Here is a 19011-nt window from a genome sequence, read left to right on the forward strand (position 1 = left end):
AGATCCTTGTTATTGAAATGCGAGAATGACCCATATCAAAGCTGAGGATTTGACGTGCTTTTCGATCTATTGCCTTTTCCGCTGCATTCATTTCTTTAAATTTTTTGCCACCTTCAAATGGACATGCCATTCCTTGTTTATTGGGATCAAAGGATTTAGTCAGCTCTCTATATCGCTCTTGCGCATAGGCATGTCTTAAACCATGTAGTTTACTGACCCCCATAGCTTTTGCTTGCTCTTCGTAATAACTTAGGTGTTGCTTATAAGTCCTATTGGACGGAATAAGTGACTCTCCTGCGCGAACAAGTTGAGAAACCTTGGCTAACCATTGCCGTTGACCTTCCTTCGTTATGTTTAATGTGCGTCCAATACCTCCTTTTGTCCAGCTAGGTTTAATGATTAAATGATTGCCATGATGAGCTTCACTTAATGTAAATTTCATGGATTCTTCACGGCGTAGGCCAAAGAGCTTTTGACCCTCTAATGACAGCTTAATATAAGGATCGGTGCATTTGGATAAATCGATATGATGAATTGCTTTATTAATGGTTGAAGCATACGAACGCTTGTTAATGCTGTACGCCGCATTATCTGACTTAACCAGTTTTGGATCGTTCAGTAAATAAGCTGTCTTTCGTAGTTTGGACATGTAGTTTTTAATTGTTCCTGGATTTTTGCCTTGTGATTTCCAATGTTCCACCAGCACATAGATGTGCTTTGCTTTTAATCCTTTAATGTGACCGATTTTATACCCTAGCTCATGTAAATCTTTGACGCATCGAAAGAGCATATGGCGCATGTCTGCTTGGCTTGCATAGGAATGGCCATGAGCTTTTTTAACCAGTTCGTTAATTGAAAATTTTGCTGCGCGCAATTTTGTATTACTCATTAAGATAACTCCAAAGCGTTCGCCTGGATTGTAGTCCCATTTCGCGCAGGATGGTTTGCTTTGCTAAATAAGGGGATAGAGTTTTGCTCAGCTCTGGATACATATTTTTGGCATAAACACCCCGATAGCTCTTGGATGAAGGTACACCTACTGCTTTCAATTCATTACTGTACGCGCCGCGTACAGAATGATACCCATACGTTAGAATTAGGTTTTGCTCTCTACATAAACTTAAAAGTGAGTTTTTCGTTTCTATTTGTGCCTCATTTCTAAAAGGGATCGTCCTATCGTGGCTGTTTGTAGCAATATCTCTTGTAATCCATAGTTGATGTTCTTGCACGTGAATGGTTGGGCATAGACGCATTGCTTCACTTAAAGTTAAACCAAAATGAATTTGTAGTTCGATCAATATTTTTGCAGTAGGGTTTACTAGCCGATCAGAAATATCTTCTGGTAAATGAATTCCTGTTGAGCTGGATTTTTGGTTTTTAATTCCCATGCTTTGATTGCTAATATCTGGGATGGCATGCTCAATCTTTTGAAAAAAATCACGGATGATAGTCATGTACTTCATTATAGTTGATGGCTTGAGGCGCTCTTTTTGCCAATGTGTAACAAGGCGTTGAATATGTTCGTGAGTGATAGCATGCCATTTTGGTGGAACATGGCCTATATGAAATAAATCACGAATCATTTTGTGAAGCACAAAATGACGGTGCTTTCTGGCTCGGTATGATCCAGTGTGATCATGATGGCAATAATGATCAACTTGTTGCCTGAGTTGGTTTTTTCTCATTGGTATAACCTCTAAAACTATTTGCCCTGATATTGGTTTAGTGTTGGTAGAGCGGCCTGCAAGAGTGCGGTACCAGGCATGAAGCCTCAAGGCTCAGTTCAGGGGCAAATCAGTTTTAAACTGCAAACTTATATTGACCTGATAACATCGGTACTACTGAGTTTTTTGGGGGATGGCCTCCTTAGGTTGAAATGAGTTTAGGGGGCAACAAAGTCTATACGAATTCATTGTTGCGCATGGGGCAATACAGAAGAGGTATTGTGTGGTTCAATTCTTAAGAATTACATTACGTTGATTGCAATGAGCCCTGCAAAGTGCAGGTGTTGTTGTGTTCCCGACTTATCGTTCTGCCACAAGATTAAGGAATGAGGGTGGCTATTGCATAAGACCTATTGAGGTTTCGCCGGAATTGCGCCGGACTCATCAGTTATGCTTAATGAAAGATTAGCAAAACGATTTGTGTTGGACAAGGGGATTTTGATGATTATTTTGAGCAATCGCGTTGCATGCGATTGCTCAATCAAGAGTAGTATGTTGAATTTATTTGAAAATTTCGCAGTCCTTCGGCTGCGTCACTGCGGATATAGCAGTGACGCAGCCTGTTGTGATGCTTAAATAAATTGCTGGGTAATTATGCTATATTTGAATGAGTTTGCAATTAAAGAGAGTCAGTATGTCTAAGCTTGATTTATTTGAATTTGAGAATAAGCTCACTCGAAAAGAGGCTAAATCTGTTCTAATCGCATATCTGGCCTTAGACACAGTCAGTAATAATGAAGAACTTGATACGGATCTTATTGAGCAAATATATAAATCATGGCGCGGTTGTTTAAGTGTAGTTCCTTTTGATGCAATTAACGCAGAGAGCGAACTGTGCTTACGTCAGCCTCAAATTTCTGCATTGTTTTCAATTTTAGCTCATTGTACAAATCATAAATCAGGAGATGCCACGGTTGTAATGCCTACTGGTACAGGAAAAACAGAGACTATGTTAGCGTCAATATGTAGTTTACCTGTAAAAAGAGCCCTAGTTATAGTTCCTACCATTAGCTTAAGACAGCAAACATTTAAAAAATTTTTATGCTTAGGTCGATTACGAGAGTTAAAAGCTATAAATAAAAATACGTTAAATCCTATAACAGCATTACTGACCGGGGGAATATCAACTCAAGAGGAGTTAGATCTTGCCTTAAAAGCAAACGTAATAGTGACTACTCCACAATCTTTAAATAAGGCTGATGAGCAGTTACGTACTAAGCTATTTAAAGAATGCTCACATCTTTTCGTAGATGAAGCTCATCACATAAGAGCTAACACATGGGAGCTTATTAAAAAGAAATTTATAAATAAGCCTGTAATACAATTTACTGCAACACCCTTTAGAGAAGATAGAAAAAAAATAGAGGGGTTGTTTATTTATAATTACCCAATATCAGTTGCACAAGAACAAGGCTTTTTTAGGCCAATTAACTTTAAAGCTATCTATGAAATTCATGAAGAAAAAGCAGATAGAAAAATTGCAGAAGAGGCCGTATCTCGGCTTAGACAAGATTTATCATCTGGTTTTAATCATATTTTAATGGCTAGATGTAATACAAAAAAAAAGGCTGACAAAGTTTTCAAAATATATCAAGAAAACTATGATGCTCTAAATCCAATTTTGATACATAGCAGCGTACCTCAACGAGATAAAAAATTGCAGGCAATTATTGCAAAAAAACATAAAATTATTGTTTGTGTCGATATGCTTGGTGAGGGATTTGATTTGCCCGAACTAAAAATTTGCGCACTTCATGATATACATAAAAGCTTAGCAATTACTTTACAATTTGCTGGGAGATTTATTCGAGGAAGAGATGATCTTGGCGATCCTACATTCATTGCTAATATTTGTGATCAAAATGTTGAGGATGTTCTCAAAGATTTATACAAGGAAGATCCTGATTGGAACATGGTTTTAAAGCGCATCAGTGAAAGCCGTATCCAACATGAAATTGAAACCCAAAAAATGGAATTAAGTGCTAGTAAAATGGGAGCAGATATTCCTTTAGACAACATTAACATGGCGCTTAGTACAGTAGTATATGAAGTTGATAAAGCTAATCTTAATGAGCAAACATCCTTTGTCCTTGAAAATCACGAAGAGCTTATTTCAAAAATAACTTTTTCAGATTCACAGTTAGTAATTTTAATAACAAAGATTGAAATTCAAACAAAATGGTCTCCTCAAGGTAATTTTACAATACCTGAGTGGCGTCTCATCGTGCTTTATCTAACTCAAAAAAACAACATGCTTTTTATCCATGATTCTTCGAAGTCAGGTTCAAGACAAAAGCTTGCTCAGTGTATATCTAAAAAAGCAAAGCTGCTTAAAGGAGATAATGTTTTTAAGTGTTTTGGAAACATTGAAAGATTAACCTTGCAGAACGCAGGTTTAAACAGAGGTAGAAGAGGCCCTCTCCGTTATGTAATGTATACTGGTATCGATATTGAATCTGCAATTAATGAATTAGTACAAGGAGCTTCATATAAATCTAATCTATTTGGCAAGGGATATTATAACGGAAATAAAGTTAGCTTAGGGTGTTCTTATAAAGGTAGAATTTGGTCGATGAAATCCACATCCTTAGTAAATTGGATGATGTGGTGTGATGATATAGGGCAAAAACTAAAGGATCCCACAATAGATCCAAATTCAATTCTTAACAAAGTATTGCGCACTAAAGAAATAAGTACTTTTCCAGTTGGTTTGATTCCTATAGCAATCGATTGGCCTGATTATTACTATAAAAATGGTGATTTGTCAGAAATAAATTTAGTGATTGGTGACGAAAAATTTTCCTTAGATGAAGCTGAGATAAAATTAATTGATTACACATCAAATTCAATAGCATTTATTATTCAATTCAAGAATATCGAAGTTTCCTATAAATATGTACTTCAAAATCAATCTTATGTTGTTAAAAAAACTAGTAACAAAGAAATAAATATAGTTAAAAAGGACTTTTCTCAAGTAGCCTTACATGATGAGTTTTCTCAAAATTGTTCGCCTGTAGTATATTTTTCTGATGGTTCTAAAGTATTTGATAGCTTTCATATTGTAAGACCAGAAGGATATACCATTCCACACATACATAAGGATTGTTTCGTTAAGTTTGAATGGACTATAGATATTCGTAAGGAGTCACAAGGAAGTACGAAGGATAGTAACTCTATACAGTATGTGCTACTCAGTGAATTAAAACAAAAAAATTACTGGTTTATTTTTAATGATGATGGGGCTGGGGAAATTGCAGATATAGTTGCTTTTAAAGAAGAAAATGGACTCCTTTTAATAGAATTTTACCATCTTAAATTCTCGCAAAAGAGTTTAGCAGGATCAAGAATTGGTGATTTTTATGAAGTGTGTGGCCAAGTGATAAAAAATTGCAAATGGGTAGGTGAACTCGATAACATAATAAATCATCTTAAAGCGAGGGAGAGAAAGCGTATAAATCAAGATCAATCCTCACGTATAGAACAAGGGGAGTATAGGAGTTTTGATCATTTGAAAGTACACGGAGGTAGGCTGAAAAAAGAATATAAAATTTTCATAGTTCAACCGGGTCTGGATATTAATTTATTAAGTAATGATGTTGCTGCGTTGTTAGGGGCAACTGACCTATATGTTAGAGAAACAACAGGAAAAAATTTAACAGTCATTGCCAGTTAACCCAAATTAAAAACATTTGGATAAAAGTTGCGCTAATAAGCGCTATTGTATTATTCTAAACTCAGCAAGGGTTCATTCAGAAATTTTGCTTGGAGTATTGTTGTATTCATTAAGGATGTAATTGTGAAAAAATTGATTTTTGTTTTATTGTGTTTCCCTACCCTGATTTTTGCGGATCAAGCCGAAAAAAGTAGCGTAAAAACATTTGAGCAGTTGTGTAAAAATGCCAAGGATGTTTCTATGCGAGAGCATTACTGCAATCTTCTTGAACAACAGAAAAAAGCAGAGGCAATATTTAAAGATTTTGAAAAAGATAAATCATCGACCTAATCATGTCAGATTGAATCGTTTTTTTTATGGCATTGTCAGTTTATAGTTCAATGCCATATTTGGCTCTCATTCAGCCCGAGATAATTCTACTGAGTGATTGGTTAGTAAGCTTTTGTTTTTGTTTCATGTGGGTGAAGTATGTTTGATCGGTCTCAAAACACCCGGCAAGCCGAAGTAATTTCAAAGTCGCAATGAGTTGGTCATAAACCTCAATCAACTCAGCTAATTTCATACTTAGGGGATTGCATACGATAATCCTCGGATAAAACTGCACCACAAAATTAATCTGCTTGTCTTTAAACTCTTTTTTCTTAGAAAGAAGCATCTCAAAGTGTTTAATTTCAGAAGCAAATTCCTGGGTTAGCGCATTGATCTGTTGCTCCATTTCATACAACATTTTAAGAGCTGCTGGCTCTTGCCTGCGACATCGCCCAATGACGATGTTCATCTTGTGCAAAATAGCCTCAATAAAAAGTCTATCTCCACTAATCCTTCTCTCGAATAACTTATACACTTCCCGTGTACGAAGGTTTAAAGTTATTTCTGCTTTCATTTTAATCTCCAAGGTTATCATTCAATTGGTTAATTGCACGAATAGCACTTTTGATATCCTTGGGGGCTAATCCATCGTTAACAGGTAAGGGGATTCTTACCTTATATAGCTCTCCGCCATTCACTAAAACAAAGGCTTGACCTTTGGGTAACGAGATGATGTCGTTGACATCAATCATGTTGACTTGCGTAGTTTGTACTCGATCTTCGTTGGTGGTATTGAAGTAAACACCGTCCTCTCCGTGTGGGGTGTCGTTGACCATAGACACTTGAGAGTAATCAACTACGTCAACTTTTGGTAAAACTTTGACTAATAAATTTGCTGTTTCCTCATTTTTGACACGTAGCATGATAAGGGTGTTTAGGTTTCCCTCGGTTACTTCTGCTTTGGCTTTTGAGCCTAAAGCTACTTCCAAGTCTTGTTTAGTCTGTGCATAGGCTGTGACTTGAAATCCTGCCCCACCCGCCTTGTTTAAAATTTTTACGAAAGAGTCTTGGATGATTTCAGAAAGCTCATCGCAATGTAAATTGAGGCGGTAGTGTGCGTTACTTTCTTTATATATTTTTCCTGCGGTGGATACCAAATCAGATAAGAAGGCTTTGCCGACTGCTTGAGCGATGTTGGGATTTGTTAGACTGTCTAATCCGATATAGATGACTTGTTTGTTTTTAATGGCACTCATTAGTTCAATTTCGCAAGAGCTTTGTTGAAACGAAAAGATGCCTGATGCATTGCTTTTATTAATTTCAGACAATACAGGGCCAATGCTGGCTGTGATTTTATCGTAATAACTTTTGTCCATGATGGCGGCATCAAACAGATCAATGATCACTTGATCATGAAGGCTTTCAACATTACCAGAGGTAATAGTTTTGCTGATGTATTCTTGCAAATATTGAACGACTGCTTTTGATCGACTCATAGGTGGTGGGGTCTTGCCGTATTTGTCTATGCGGCAATCATTATTGGCTATGATTTCATCTATTGCTTCGTGATAATTTGGATCGTGTGTAGGCAGTGTAAAATCTGCATAGGTCATGAGTAGTTGATCCAGACGACTAACATAAAATGCTATAGACCTATAAGAAATCGGTTGCCTCATTTCTTCAAGACAAAGTGCCACGATGTTGGCGTATTTCCAGGCAAACGCGGCAAACTGTTTGCCTTCACCTTCGGCTTGAATTGCATCGGTAATGCGCGTAGCGACTTCACTGACTTGATCGTAGTTTTTTAATGGATTGTAATGAGCGGATAATTCAGGAAAACCTAAGTGTACCACTCTAAAATCATGCAATCTTCCACTAGCACGACAGGCAGAGTACATATCGCGCACTAAATCTAAATCGCCCTTGGGATCAACAACAATAATCGCGTCCCCATTTCTAATATCCTGATTGATTAGGATACTAGCCAGTCGTGTTTTACCCACGCGAGTTGTACCTACTACAAAGGTATGCCCAACACGTACTTCTTGTGGAATAGCGATAGAGCTGTCTTGCTCGCCTAATCCATGCAGATAGGAGCTGCCTCCTACGGGTGGATCAGGTCTAAATGGATTTAATTGTGATGGTTTATTAAGGAGTTTGGCCAATAGAGTCTCCTCATGGTTTTTACAATAGTTTCGTGCTGCGCGATAGTAGATACTGCGTTGCATAAACGATTCGTTTCTAATTTGTTTGATTTGCTGAAGGCGTTGAGTGTGATGGGGAAGCCAGCGAAAACCTTTGCCAAGAAAAAGCCATTTCTTTGAAACTGGAATTTCTGTGGTAGATAAAGCGTAATACGGCATGGCAATTAATCTTTTATGATAGCGTTTAATACGCAATCCTTGATAGCCTCGTATAAGGCTTAGAGTCATGAGGCTTAACCCTGCGTAATAACCCATACCTTGAGTCAGTAAAAAAAGATAAGGCTGTGTTATGGTCAGTGTTGCCAGTGCACCACAAGTTAAACTGGTATAAAGTTCCGTGGGTTCTCGTAATAGATTTTCAACAGGGTATTGGCTCATCATTACCTCCACCAAACCAACAACTCAAAAAAGATTAAAGCGGCCAATAAATAGTTTCTGGCTTGCAACGCTAATTTGATTTGAGAATCATTAATTTCATGGTGGCAACGATTACTAAGAACAGTAATCAATCTTGGCCAGCAGCAATATAAAGCGAGATAAAAAAAGCTATGAATGATAAGAAATTTTATTTGATGTGCCTGAAAAAAGTGGCTGGCACTATTGAGTTCAGAGCTGAATCGGATGAATTGAGGTGCTAGCAATAAAATAAGCACTACTGGCAGAACGGTTTTGCTTATGCCTATAATGAATCGACTAATATGTTTATTGGACATGGGAACACTCCTTATGATTAGGAACACGAAACCAGCGCAGTCTACGGCTTTTAAGGCATTGAAAATGCTTGGCAAGGTTAGTATGATTGCGTTGCAAGTTATTGTTGCTTTTGCATCGGATGACGATAAAAAAACACGTTTGACCGCAGGAAAAGCTCGACAGCTTTATGAAGATGGCGTTATTAGTGGAGCAGAGTTTGCCGAACATATTCATGGCGATTGATTGAGAGGTATTCATCTTATTTTCCCCATGCTTGCTATTTTTGCCCCCTGTTTTAAGGTTTCAACACCCGAGCTTGCTACCTGATTGCTGTGTTGAGCGGCATTCTCGACTAAACCCGCAAGTCCTGCGCCTGCCTCACCACCAAAATGACTCGACAGTTTCAAGAGCAACATGGGTGCGATAAAGTAAAACAAGACCGCCATATTGCGCATGGCTGCAATCGCATCGTTCTGACCTAATGGATCGAGCACACTGCGCTCTACAAACCCGACTAAATGCCAAAGGTATTGCAGGAAAATCGTCATGATAAACAAAGCACATAAACTGCCTAATGCTTTAGGGTTATAACCACTTAAAGCCAAAACGACAGGAGTCAGTATAATCAAGAAAAAATAAAGAAAAGCCTGCATGACTGGTAGCGTTTGCATGATGGCTTCACGCTTTAATGGGGTTGATGTCCATGATTTAGTCCACTGTCCGATGTTGACCAGCCCATGAGACAGTGCGCCACCTAAAGCTCCATTGGTATTATTCATCAGGTTTTTAACGCTATTGGCCTGTACATCACGGCTGTCATTAAGCAACATCTTAGCAATATATTCTTCTGAGCTAAGTTGTGAACCCCAGGCTTTTGGATGATTTTTTTTAAAGGTGCGTACTCTCTCCAAGACAGCAAAGTAGTTAAGATGACTGTCAAAAACACTCGCGTTGTTGGCTACCAGTACCAGATCATTTCTTAGTTTTTTCCACCATTGATTGCAAGTGGGATAGCCATGCTCTGGTAAATGCTTTGCATCAATGTCCCCCCGTTCAGCTGCTTTTTCTAAATTTTTATTAGGCGCTTCGTTGAAGGTAAAACCTGGTACGGGCTGTCTGGCGTAAATCTTATCGTAATAAAGTGTTTGATATACTTTAGAGCCAACCCAAGTTAAATCCTCCTCACCACCGTATTTTTTTAAAATATCATCAACCTTTTTTTGATCGGGAGGCTCATTGTTATAACTGCTACGCGCTTCCAGAAAACACTGCCTATGAAATTTTAATGCTTGTTTGCGTACATCCGCAGGCAGATAAGTTGAGATTAAATCGCCTTCAATAGCCTGCAAACTGTCTGTGCAGCCAGTTACTCTCATCAATCCATAAGTGATACCTGACATATAGTTTTGCAGAATAGCAAAGCCCACAGGCATTTTGACGTTGTTGGTTAATACATCAGCAAAGGCTTCATCGTAGGTTGTTCCTGTATCTTTGAGTGTTGATGTTTTTGCGTCACTTCCTTTTTTGATGCCACACATGGGTTTAAACGTCATGGCCTTTTCCTCTAACGGCACGCAAGGATAAATAAATATCCCACAAATCAAAAAAGTTACAGCCAGCTCATAGAGGAAATGATTCAAGGCATGTTCTGCTGCATGATGTGTTGCACCACTTGGTGCTAGCACATTTTTTAGGAAACGATACCCCACCATAAGAAAGCCCAGATATAACAATCCTGTCTGCCACAGGGCATTGAAAATAACCTCGTATTGTTGCCAGCCTAAATAGGTGGTGTATAGCGACAAAGGGCTAAATACAATCATCTCATGCTCCTTTCGCAGGTTTAACGTAGACCGCGCCATTTTTAACCTGTGATTGCTCATGATCATCACCAGGCAATCCTTTTGCGATGTCATTGCCTCGCAAATCCATGAGAAGACCTAACGTTTCAGTCATCATTTTTTTACGTACTTCATTTTCGAAAGCCAAAGAATGAATATCGTCATCCAGTTTTTTTAAGGCGAACTTCACCATGTCTAAAGCGGGCTTTAAATTTTGCACTTCTTGTACCTGTGATCCTGCCTGTATCATGCGGCGCATCATTAAGGCTTTGTCTAGCATGTTTTGTACGGCAATTTCTTCTGCTAGTTTGGAAACGGTTAGGATTTGTTCTTCGCGTGGCATACGCTGAATGGTGATGATGATTTCATCAGTAATCATCAAATTGGAGGCGCTGACCATTCTGAGTTTTTCCTCAGTCAGCGGCCATTGTCTGTCTACTAGATTCCATAGCGCTTTAGATACATTAGAGGTGCACGTATTAGAGCTGTCGCAGCTTTGCAATAATGCAGATAAACCAATGCCTGCTTTGGCATCATGCTTGGTTTTGTCTGCATCATTCGCAGAACTCACATGAAGATCGCCTAATACTTTGACTGCCCACTGGCTTGCATCGGTGGGTGTTGGCCAGGTTTGAGTCATAGGTGTTCTAGTGTCTGGTTTCTTATCGTTATTAAGCGGTTTTCGGTTTAATAAAATGTTATAACCAGCAATCACTACGTCATTAATGACTTTGATCGGACGTTGATATTTCCCGCCCGCATTGCCACTTTCTTGACCTATCCAGGGCAGTCCGTATTCATCTCGTTTTTGGGCAATGCTTTTCGCTGTGGAAGTCACATCGACATTTTGGGTTTTTGCACGTTTAGCTGCCTCAAGCCAACCCTGACTATCTGAGACAGACAACATGCTTTCCATTGGCGATTGGCCTTCTTCCAATGTCTTTTTTACATCCTGACAATCTTTAACTTTGACGCTAAATTCATTTTGCGCATAAGCTGCGGTATTTTGCAGTACGTTATAAAGAGCGGGCATGGACTGTTGCAGTTTATAAAGTGGAAAACCAGCCACTGAACCCTTGAGATTATCAATAATCCCACCTGGAATATTCATGGCAGAGGATTTCATATCCTGAAAAGTATTGGTAATGGATACTACCGGATTGAATCCGCTACAGGTAAAACCTAGTCGTCCATCGACGATACCACCAATAGTAAGCGTTTGATCATTATTAACAGGAGGTATATAAAGATTGGATGAACCACCCAGTTTGTAATAATAATCCGATTCATTGGGCATAAACGAGGTTGCCAGCAGGGTTTGAGGCAATAGTAGTGCCAGTAAAGAAAGAGACAGTTTTTGCATCGTTAACTCCTAACGTTTTTGAGGAAACCCACTTTGGGGAATGAAAGTGAGCGGATAAATTTCCCTTCATGTTGAATGCAGCCTCGGTATTTGCGCCAAATCACAAACACATAATTTCCATTTCCGGCTTGCTCATCTTCTATGCCCATATCAGTGGCATCATTGAAATTGATGTTGCGGTTTTTTGGGTAGACCTCTTGCCAAATGATGTTTTTGTTGTGTGCATCAAATATCACATTAGATACCACGCAATTAGGACCACAGGCATTGTTGGTACTTTGAGTCACATGAAGGCTGTTTTTATTGGTGACAATGTCAGCGGCATGTAAGGCCGCGACCATAGAGGCTCTAAATCGTGAGGGGTGAGTCACTCGCATCAATCTTGGGATTTCATGCCCCCAGATTTGGGTTGTGCTGCCAATATCGTGGTTAAATAGCAAATGAGGATGGGTGGCCATATAAGCAATTTCAGCTAATTCTGTGCGATCTGATACTGCATCGGCTTCGCTTAAATAGTAGGGGTATCCAAAACGTGTTTCAGGTTTATGTGATAGATACGGTAAACGATACAAACCAGCTGGACTACCAATAACATCCACAACACGTGTACGTTCTTCATTCATGTGCATGGCATTGGTTTGGCCAGCAGCATCACCAAAACCTAGTTCTGAACCAGTCGCTAATTTATAGGCTTTCTGATACAGCGCTTGGCTTGCTGGATTTTCATAAAGAGCTTTTGCCTCAATCCAGGGATTGGTTTCAGGGCGATTGGCCACAGTGACAATCAAATCCGGCATGAATTGTTCTATCGCAGGAACGGCCACCAGTTTAGGAGGAAATCTCCCTACCGCCCAAGTGCAAGAGCCGATCACTTTATAGTGGCTGTTGCTAAAGAGTTTGCTTAAAACTTTAGTTGCAATACCAAAACTGCTGATAGAGTGAGGAGGCTCTATACTCTCTGTTGCATGAAGATTGGTGCTAATCATCATAGAAACAAGCATCATTGTTTTGACTTTGTTTTTTGTTCTCAAGTTGTTCCGCAATAAGTTCAGCAGCTTTAAGGACATCATGTTCTTTCTCCAAGGCATAACGTTCTGCTTTTTCTGATTTTTCATTCATAAGAAGGGCAAGCAGGTAACGGGGTGGAATGACACGAAATAATCCTTGATAACGTGAACCTAACAAGACCGCTTCCGCATATAAGCCTTTTTGTGAATCAATGTCCCTGATTAAGTCTTCTTGTTGCGGAGTTAACTGTTTAAATTGTTTGACGTCATTAATTTCTTTTTCATCCAGACCTAATAAAATCCAGGTTTCAATCAGCGATAAAATTTTGGTGGCTTTTTCTGAGTTCATATCGGTGACGTTTTGCGTAATGGCAACAAGCCACAATCCGAGTTTTCTTGCGACTTTCGCTACCAAAAGACAGCTGGTGACAACGGAGGGAATTTGAAATTGCAGATGTGATTCGTCAATAAAGAGAAAGGTAGGTCTGTTATCGTTTTGGGTTGCCTCTGCCATAGCCAGAATTCGAGGCAATAGAGACACCATAACCAAAGCCAGTTTTCCGGTATCGTCTTTAATGGCTGAAATATCAATGTGGAAAATATCAAAGTCGCCTAAGGGCTCTGTTGGCACATTAAAAAAGCGTGATTTGGCACTATTAATTACATAGCTGTTCAAGCGGTCATGCATATCCAGAATACGGTCTTTTTTGCGGGCAACCGTTTCTAGTTCTATTCGCCGTTTAAAAGCGGCGACCACATGCTCAGTCAACATTTGTGGCACATCATTGTTGAATGAAGTTAAAATAGCATCGCTTAATACTTCAATTAAGAGTGTTTCATCCGCCAAGGTAAATTGCTCTTCTTCCAATGCATTGGCTTCGGTAATCATCGTCCGTAAAGCTAAAGCAAGCTCTGCCAAATAGCTTTGTGAACCTTCATCATTGGCAAATTCGCTCACATTGGCTGGTTGTGCAAGATTCCCTTTTAATTCCATCATTTTTTGAGCAATGCGAGCTGCTTCTGCTGCGTTTAAATTGTCGCTGAGTTCAGGAATTGCTTTGTATGCCTCACAAAATGGATTTAACGGAACTGCTTCACCTTTTTTTATTGCTGAGTAACAACTGCTTGGTTTTTTTTGCCATGAGCTTTGGCGTGAATGAGCATACGATCAAAGGAGTTACCCATTTCAAAAAGAATGATGCGTGCATTTTTGGTGGCCATAAGAGAATTAATCATCCAGCCTGTAGCCACTGATTTACCGCCACCCGAATTGGCAAATAATGCCATATGGGAGTTTTGGCTGATAAAATCATGATGCAAGACATCAAACAGCACTGGTTCTCCCAAGCGGTTAAAAAGGTGAAGCAGGGCAGGTGTCTTGCACCTTGATTACGGCCATAAACGGGCAGCAGTGCTGCCAATTCTGAGGCATACATCAGCCTGTCAAAACGTAAATACTGACGAGCGTATTGAGGGATAAAATTAAAAGGCAAGGCATTCAAATAACTGTTCATTGGGTGAAGGTCAAAACAGGAAGGAATCAAAGGCATTTTGGCTTCAATAAATAAGTCCTTGAGTTCTTTTTCAATCTGAAGAGCTTCTTCGTTTGTTTGAGCGCGATAAAATATGGCCTGATTGACCCAAAATAAACGATTTCCCATAGACAGTTCATCGCGTGCTGTTTTGATATCCTCTCTGACTTGCTGTGGCTTAAGACTGGTTCCAACAATTCCTTTTTCCAGACGCATCAAATGAGCATCCAAAGTTTCATCATTACCAAAGGTAACTTGGATGGTATAGGTTGCTCCCTCTGGTAATTTATCCAGCAAAGCATATCGGTGCTTCGGATTGGCTTGAGATTTCTCACGAGAAATAAGCCCAATTTCGGGTGCTTCTTTTAATCCATCAACATACAAAATACGTTGATGAGTGCCATCAAAAATGAAGCCTTGCTCAGCACTTTGAGGTTCATGAAACAAAACATTCTGGCTTAAACTGTATCCGGCAGGTTTTTTGTTTGTGGGATAAGGAAAGCGGCTCAGGATTTCCTCTGGATTAGAATTAAACCAGCGTACCCACCATTGATAATAATCTTTTCCGGTTAGTCTTTTCAGTTGAAGCCCAGGTGATTTTAATTTGCTTTCAATTTGTGCGATGACTTCCTGATGCTCAATCAGGGCATTGTCGCGTGTTGTTTGGGTTTGTTGATATAAACGGTAAAACAAAACCCGTACCCGTCTTCGTCTGCCACGATAAGGCGCATCGGTTTTGGGATCAACAAACAAACCATTCGGTCTGGTCATTTTGGAAAACAGATCATCAAGACGAGACAGATAATCACGGGTAAACGGTGTTGTGGCAATTTCTGGTGCAATGCTTTGTTGAATATGATGAAGGACTGGTTTTAAACAATACTCGTCATTGACATACATTTGCATAATCCAGGGATCTTCCTTATGCAAAGGAACAACGGTTGCAAACGTATCTTTGATTTTGTTAAAGACAGCATTCAAATGTTCTTTGGAGGCTGCTTCTGCCGGAATACTGGCTAACTCAAAGCCTGAACCAATACTGATGCCGTCATTGAGTAAGAAGAGATTGAGTTCGTCATTAAAATCAACAATAGAAAGCATATCGGGAAATGACGGATTAGGGCTTTCAAATCTTTTTTTGATGCTTTGCTCTGTAAGCACAGCCAGGCTTTTCTTGCCTACCAGCCAATCACTTATTTGATTCACGAGTGATATCATACGCTCCCCTTAATAACGCTCAGAAGCCAGCGCAAACTGGTTTTGCTTGTAAAGGAAAAATCCGGTGGTGTAGCCTGGCTTTAACAATTGCTCATCACCAATCAGTGCCACATGTGGAAACACGTAAATCGGAATTTGTGGGTTATCCAAAGGTTTGAATAAATTTTGAATCTCGTTGGATGCTTCTCTTGTATAACCTGCATAATTTACTGGTTTGGTCTGTCTTTTAGGTACAGACCATCCAGGCATGGCATCGCCTAAGCTTTGTTGATACAGCTGACTTACAGTGAGTCCACCTTCGGGAATCGCTGTAGAGCTAATTGAGCTTGATGCACAAGAACTTAATATCAATGCACTACCTAAGGCTAAAATCGTGTGCAGTTTGTTGTAAATGGCCATAATCCAATACCCTCCCATTGGTTTCTTTATCAAGGTTGATGGTTTGTGTGATGTGGAATGAAAGCTGTGTCGGTCTGTACCCGATAGACGCGGGCACAAAAACCATATCAAAGCTGCCCTGAATGTGTTTTTCGAGCCAATCGCCTGCTTTAACTGTTCCCTGAGACAAGGCCCCGCCTAAAGCATAGTTACCCATTGAACCCGTAGGTGTTCCGGTCGCGCCATTGGCATTGGCGGTATAAGTCATTTGCCATTGAGACAGTGCATTGCCAAAACCTTTAATGCCATCTGATGCCATCAATGCGGCTAATACCCTGGGGGCATTGGTGAAATATTGGCCTTTGATGCAGGGATTGCCAAATGCGGTGGTGAGGTAGCCCAAACTTTCGTTATTGACCATCTCGGTAGTGCCAGTCATTTGCTCTTTGCCCACAGTAACAAAATGCCCGTCATCAAAGACAAACAAGGCAGAAGTCACATAGGCACGGACACAACTGATATTATCCAAAAAAGAACCTACACCTATGGCATAACCATTGACTTTCATCCCTGCAATATTCGGTGGCAAAGGAATACCATTGGCTGCCATTAAATCGCCACGGTTAATGATGGCTGAAAAAGGAAAAAGAGGTTGCATTAACTTTCCCTCAACAGGTACTTCGCCGATTAATGCCGATAGCAGAGTGGTTCGCCCCAGATCAGAGCCTGCTGGAATGGTGTAATAAGGAATGTTTTTTTTATCATTGTTACTGGATTGAGTAGTTTTGTTTCTTTGAGTGAGTTTCTGGTGTTTTTTCTTAATACGATTCCAATAAGCCAGCTCGTTAGGATTGCCTTCTTGTTTCATCAACAGCAAATCAATATCTTTAACGTCTTGCTCCTTCGGTGAGTTGTTTTCTCCATTAACTGTATAAGATGGCTGTTCTTGCTGGCTCTCTTGATTGTTCTTGAAACGAGCCAACTCCTCCTTCAATGTTTCAATTTCCTTGATCACTTCAGAAGGATAAGTCGCTGGCACCTCCGAGTTTTGACGTTTTAATGCTTCAATGTTTGCCAGTTTCTTTTCTGTTTCCTGTAGTCTTGCTGCGACATCTCGAATGTTGTCATTAAACTGGCTGGCAATGGCCTCATTTAAGTTATTGGGATCTTTATGTTGCTGCTCTGATGTTTCACTCTCATGGTGACTGCTGTTCATCATTACGAGTGCTACTACAGTAATTACCGCGCCGGTTAATACTTTAAGTCCAGTATTCTTTTTCATCGTACATACTCCCGACCAGAGGCTAATGCCGTGCTAAATGGTCTGTCTGATACCAGAAATACAGTAGTAGTATCTTCTTTCCCACGAGGTGCTAACGTATTGGTGGGATAAAAGGTTGCGGTTTGCCAATTACCGGTCATTTGACGAGGATCGACTATCATCTCCTTGTTAAGAAGATTTTTTAATTCCACCGCAGTGACATAAAAAGAGCCGCCATGCCATGAAATGAGTGGCCTTGCTTCAATACTTGCTCCATAAAAAAGGCTAATCTGTTTTCTAGTTTGCATGGGAATACGCCCTATGCCCTCAGGAATAACCAACAATCTTTGTGGGGCATATAATGATTGAATGGCAAAACGAGTCAGCGTTACGGCATTCAAGTCCAGAGGGTTACTTATTTCTTCTGTGGGCTTGGTGTTGTCTTCTTTAGTTTCCAAGAGAATATCGACTGGCTTAACATCATGTGCTTTGTCATTAACGTTTAAGCTTAAAATAATGACCTCGCCTTGAGGCATTAACTGCACCAAAAGCCGTTTGTTTTGAAAAGCTTCTTTGCCTTTTAAGTACAAAGTATCTTGGACTTTTAAAACCGCAATTTTGTCAGCAGCTTCATTATCTATGATGCTTATTGCTTGTGGAAAGTGCACCAACCGTTCTTCATTTAAAGGGAGTTCAAGTGGAATAGGTGTTTTATCCCACAAGACATGCTCTGCATTAAGTGCCAATGCGTGCTGACTCACGCTCAAGACAAGCAAGGCCAATAACCATTTACCTGTTTTCATGTTGTGTACCTCCTAAATCAGTTGCCAATAAATCATTAACCAGAACCTCTGGCTGGGTATAACCATCCAAAGCCAATTGAAAAGGATTTTGAAGACGCGACAGATCGACCTTGACTACACGCACATGGTAATCAACCACTTTGTCAGCAATGACCATCGGGCTATCGTCTTTAAGTCTTTGAGTCATGCGTAAAACCAGATGAACTTCCCATGTGTTATTTCCTAAAGGCTTCACATCATCGTCTTCCATAAAGCGATACAAACTGGCTACTTGCACTCGATCAAAAAGCTGAGCATCTTTATAGGCGTTTAATGTTTTATTCATTAATGCCTGATGGCGTGCTGTGAAATAGTAATGAAATCCTGAAAGATTATTGGCAAACTCTGTTTTTCCACCGTTTGACCAGGTGTTTATCGTAGGCAAAAGGGTTGCAACAAAACCTTGCACGTACTCTTTAGATATTTGGTTTTCCTTGATTAAACCGCCATTGGCGCTCATTATAGGAGTTAACCAAAACTCAAAACGTTTTGGCATGTTGGCAAGCGTTGTAATCAGTCCTGCCACAATCAGAATGAGGACTGCAACAAAGGCAAGCAACAAGCGATTGATATGATTTAAACTGTCTACTTTTTTCCAATAATGAAACATGAATTACCTCACTAGTTTGGATTTTTGCCAGACACCAATATGATGAAGATAGGGCGAGCGTTTTAATCCCCAATGCGCTAATAGCAGCAGGGTCTTTTTCATCAAATAACCATGAGGTTTTCCTGCTTTAATCGATGCCGCACGTTTGGGGCAAAAGGTAATGGAGACAATAAACCCCACGATGAAACCAACACAGCCACAAGCCAGTGGATAATCAATCAAAAGACCAGCTAAAGAGAACAAAATACTAATGACTGGTGTTGTAACTAGTACTATCCAAAATAACTCTCTTAGGCTTAATCCTTTATAAGCCTCATAATCGTGAGACAGGTGGCGTGAGGATGGTTGGTTCATAA

At 39.8% G+C, this 19011-nt stretch carries 15 protein-coding genes and 2 pseudogenes; 3 read left to right on the top strand and 14 right to left on the bottom strand.

The window, feature by feature from the left end:
- A partial coding sequence (locus LDG_RS00760) for a phage integrase N-terminal domain-containing protein (RefSeq protein ID WP_040534071.1) occupies window positions 1-889 on the bottom strand: 889 nt, incomplete at its 3' end.
- Entirely contained in the window at window positions 882-1685 is an 804-nt protein-coding gene (locus tag LDG_RS00765; RefSeq protein ID WP_040534072.1) for a phage integrase N-terminal domain-containing protein, read from the bottom strand. The genes LDG_RS00760 and LDG_RS00765, both read right to left, overlap by 8 nt.
- A gap of 673 nt (window positions 1686-2358) precedes the next feature.
- Here LDG_RS00765 and LDG_RS00770 point away from each other — a divergent pair.
- The gene (locus LDG_RS00770; protein ID WP_006869164.1) at window positions 2359-5397 is read left to right on the top strand and encodes a DEAD/DEAH box helicase; all 3039 of its coding nucleotides are present in this window, start codon (window positions 2359-2361) and stop codon (window positions 5395-5397) included.
- Between the two features lie 123 nt (window positions 5398-5520).
- Window positions 5521-5727 carry a hypothetical protein gene (locus tag LDG_RS00775; protein ID WP_006869165.1) on the top strand — a complete coding sequence of 69 codons (207 nt, stop codon included), beginning with the start codon at window positions 5521-5523 and terminating at the stop codon, window positions 5725-5727.
- A 70-nt stretch (window positions 5728-5797) separates the two neighbouring features.
- Here the strand turns inward: LDG_RS00775 and LDG_RS00780 are convergent, their stop codons facing one another.
- From LDG_RS00780 to LDG_RS00790, 3 genes are read right to left on the bottom strand one after another with little or no spacing between them, the layout of a single operon-like run.
- Complete coding sequence (locus LDG_RS00780; RefSeq protein ID WP_040534087.1) at window positions 5798-6280, bottom strand: AcaB family transcriptional regulator; 483 nt, start codon at window positions 6278-6280, stop codon at window positions 5798-5800.
- A 1-nt stretch (window position 6281) separates the two neighbouring features.
- Window positions 6282-8288 carry a type IV conjugative transfer system coupling protein TraD gene (gene traD, locus LDG_RS00785; protein ID WP_006869167.1) on the bottom strand — a complete coding sequence of 669 codons (2007 nt, stop codon included), beginning with the start codon at window positions 8286-8288 and terminating at the stop codon, window positions 6282-6284.
- A gap of 2 nt (window positions 8289-8290) precedes the next feature.
- The gene (locus LDG_RS00790; RefSeq protein WP_006869168.1) at window positions 8291-8623 is read right to left on the bottom strand and encodes a hypothetical protein; all 333 of its coding nucleotides are present in this window, start codon (window positions 8621-8623) and stop codon (window positions 8291-8293) included.
- Window positions 8624-8636: 13 nt separating this feature from the next.
- On the opposite strand from LDG_RS00790, the gene LDG_RS00795 reads away from it, so the two are divergent.
- Window positions 8637-8846, top strand: coding sequence for a hypothetical protein (locus LDG_RS00795; RefSeq protein WP_040534089.1), 210 nt, complete (start codon window positions 8637-8639; stop codon window positions 8844-8846).
- Between the two features lie 11 nt (window positions 8847-8857).
- Here LDG_RS00795 and LDG_RS00800 read toward each other — a convergent pair whose 3' ends face one another.
- The 9 genes and pseudogenes from LDG_RS00800 to LDG_RS00840 form a co-directional block, all read right to left on the bottom strand.
- Window positions 8858-10426, bottom strand: a complete 1569-nt coding sequence (locus LDG_RS00800; RefSeq protein ID WP_006869170.1) for a conjugal transfer protein TraG N-terminal domain-containing protein — start codon at window positions 10424-10426, stop codon at window positions 8858-8860.
- Between the two features lies 1 nt (window position 10427).
- Window positions 10428-11807, bottom strand: coding sequence for an integrating conjugative element protein (locus LDG_RS00805; RefSeq protein ID WP_006869171.1), 1380 nt, complete (start codon window positions 11805-11807; stop codon window positions 10428-10430).
- A 9-nt stretch (window positions 11808-11816) separates the two neighbouring features.
- Window positions 11817-12811: pseudogene (locus tag LDG_RS00810) on the bottom strand (TIGR03756 family integrating conjugative element protein).
- Window positions 12786-15564: pseudogene (locus tag LDG_RS00815) on the bottom strand (conjugative transfer ATPase). Before LDG_RS00815 ends, LDG_RS00810 begins: the two co-directional pseudogenes overlap by 26 nt.
- A gap of 9 nt (window positions 15565-15573) precedes the next feature.
- On the bottom strand, window positions 15574-15963 hold the full coding sequence (locus LDG_RS00820) for a TIGR03751 family conjugal transfer lipoprotein (protein WP_006869176.1): 390 nt from the start codon (window positions 15961-15963) through the stop codon (window positions 15574-15576).
- Entirely contained in the window at window positions 15920-17224 is a 1305-nt protein-coding gene (locus tag LDG_RS00825) for a TIGR03752 family integrating conjugative element protein (protein ID WP_006869177.1), read from the bottom strand. Before LDG_RS00825 ends, LDG_RS00820 begins: the two co-directional genes overlap by 44 nt.
- Window positions 17221-18006: a TIGR03749 family integrating conjugative element protein gene (locus tag LDG_RS00830; protein WP_006869178.1), complete on the bottom strand. Its 786-nt coding sequence runs from the start codon at window positions 18004-18006 to the stop codon at window positions 17221-17223. The genes LDG_RS00825 and LDG_RS00830 overlap by 4 nt, the downstream gene beginning before the upstream one ends.
- Window positions 17993-18655 carry a DUF2895 family protein gene (locus tag LDG_RS00835; protein ID WP_006869179.1) on the bottom strand — a complete coding sequence of 221 codons (663 nt, stop codon included), beginning with the start codon at window positions 18653-18655 and terminating at the stop codon, window positions 17993-17995. The genes LDG_RS00830 and LDG_RS00835 overlap by 14 nt, the downstream gene beginning before the upstream one ends.
- Before the next feature lie 3 nt (window positions 18656-18658).
- Window positions 18659-19009: a TIGR03750 family conjugal transfer protein gene (locus LDG_RS00840; RefSeq protein WP_006869180.1), complete on the bottom strand. Its 351-nt coding sequence runs from the start codon at window positions 19007-19009 to the stop codon at window positions 18659-18661.
- Between the last annotated feature and the right edge of the window lie 2 nt (window positions 19010-19011).

The organism is Legionella drancourtii LLAP12, assembly GCF_000162755.2.
Lineage (GTDB): Bacteria > Pseudomonadota > Gammaproteobacteria > Legionellales > Legionellaceae > Legionella > Legionella drancourtii.

What these genes read in the sequence shown, in the direction of transcription:
- LDG_RS00765 (WP_040534072.1), bottom strand. Translation starts at nt 1,685, where the DNA reads ATGAGAAAAAACCAACTCAGGCAACAAGTTGATCATTATTGCCATCAT.
- LDG_RS00770 (WP_006869164.1), top strand. Translation starts at nt 2,359, where the DNA reads ATGTCTAAGCTTGATTTATTTGAATTTGAGAATAAGCTCACTCGAAAA.
- LDG_RS00780 (WP_040534087.1), bottom strand. Translation starts at nt 6,280, where the DNA reads ATGAAAGCAGAAATAACTTTAAACCTTCGTACACGGGAAGTGTATAAG.
- traD (WP_006869167.1), bottom strand. Translation starts at nt 8,288, where the DNA reads ATGAGCCAATACCCTGTTGAAAATCTATTACGAGAACCCACGGAACTT.
- LDG_RS00790 (WP_006869168.1), bottom strand. Translation starts at nt 8,623, where the DNA reads ATGTCCAATAAACATATTAGTCGATTCATTATAGGCATAAGCAAAACC.
- LDG_RS00795 (WP_040534089.1), top strand. Translation starts at nt 8,637, where the DNA reads ATGATTAGGAACACGAAACCAGCGCAGTCTACGGCTTTTAAGGCATTG.
- LDG_RS00800 (WP_006869170.1), bottom strand. Translation starts at nt 10,426, where the DNA reads ATGATTGTATTTAGCCCTTTGTCGCTATACACCACCTATTTAGGCTGG.
- LDG_RS00805 (WP_006869171.1), bottom strand. Translation starts at nt 11,807, where the DNA reads ATGCAAAAACTGTCTCTTTCTTTACTGGCACTACTATTGCCTCAAACC.
- LDG_RS00820 (WP_006869176.1), bottom strand. Translation starts at nt 15,963, where the DNA reads ATGGCCATTTACAACAAACTGCACACGATTTTAGCCTTAGGTAGTGCA.
- LDG_RS00825 (WP_006869177.1), bottom strand. Translation starts at nt 17,224, where the DNA reads ATGAAAAAGAATACTGGACTTAAAGTATTAACCGGCGCGGTAATTACT.
- LDG_RS00830 (WP_006869178.1), bottom strand. Translation starts at nt 18,006, where the DNA reads ATGAAAACAGGTAAATGGTTATTGGCCTTGCTTGTCTTGAGCGTGAGT.
- LDG_RS00835 (WP_006869179.1), bottom strand. Translation starts at nt 18,655, where the DNA reads ATGTTTCATTATTGGAAAAAAGTAGACAGTTTAAATCATATCAATCGC.
- LDG_RS00840 (WP_006869180.1), bottom strand. Translation starts at nt 19,009, where the DNA reads ATGAACCAACCATCCTCACGCCACCTGTCTCACGATTATGAGGCTTAT.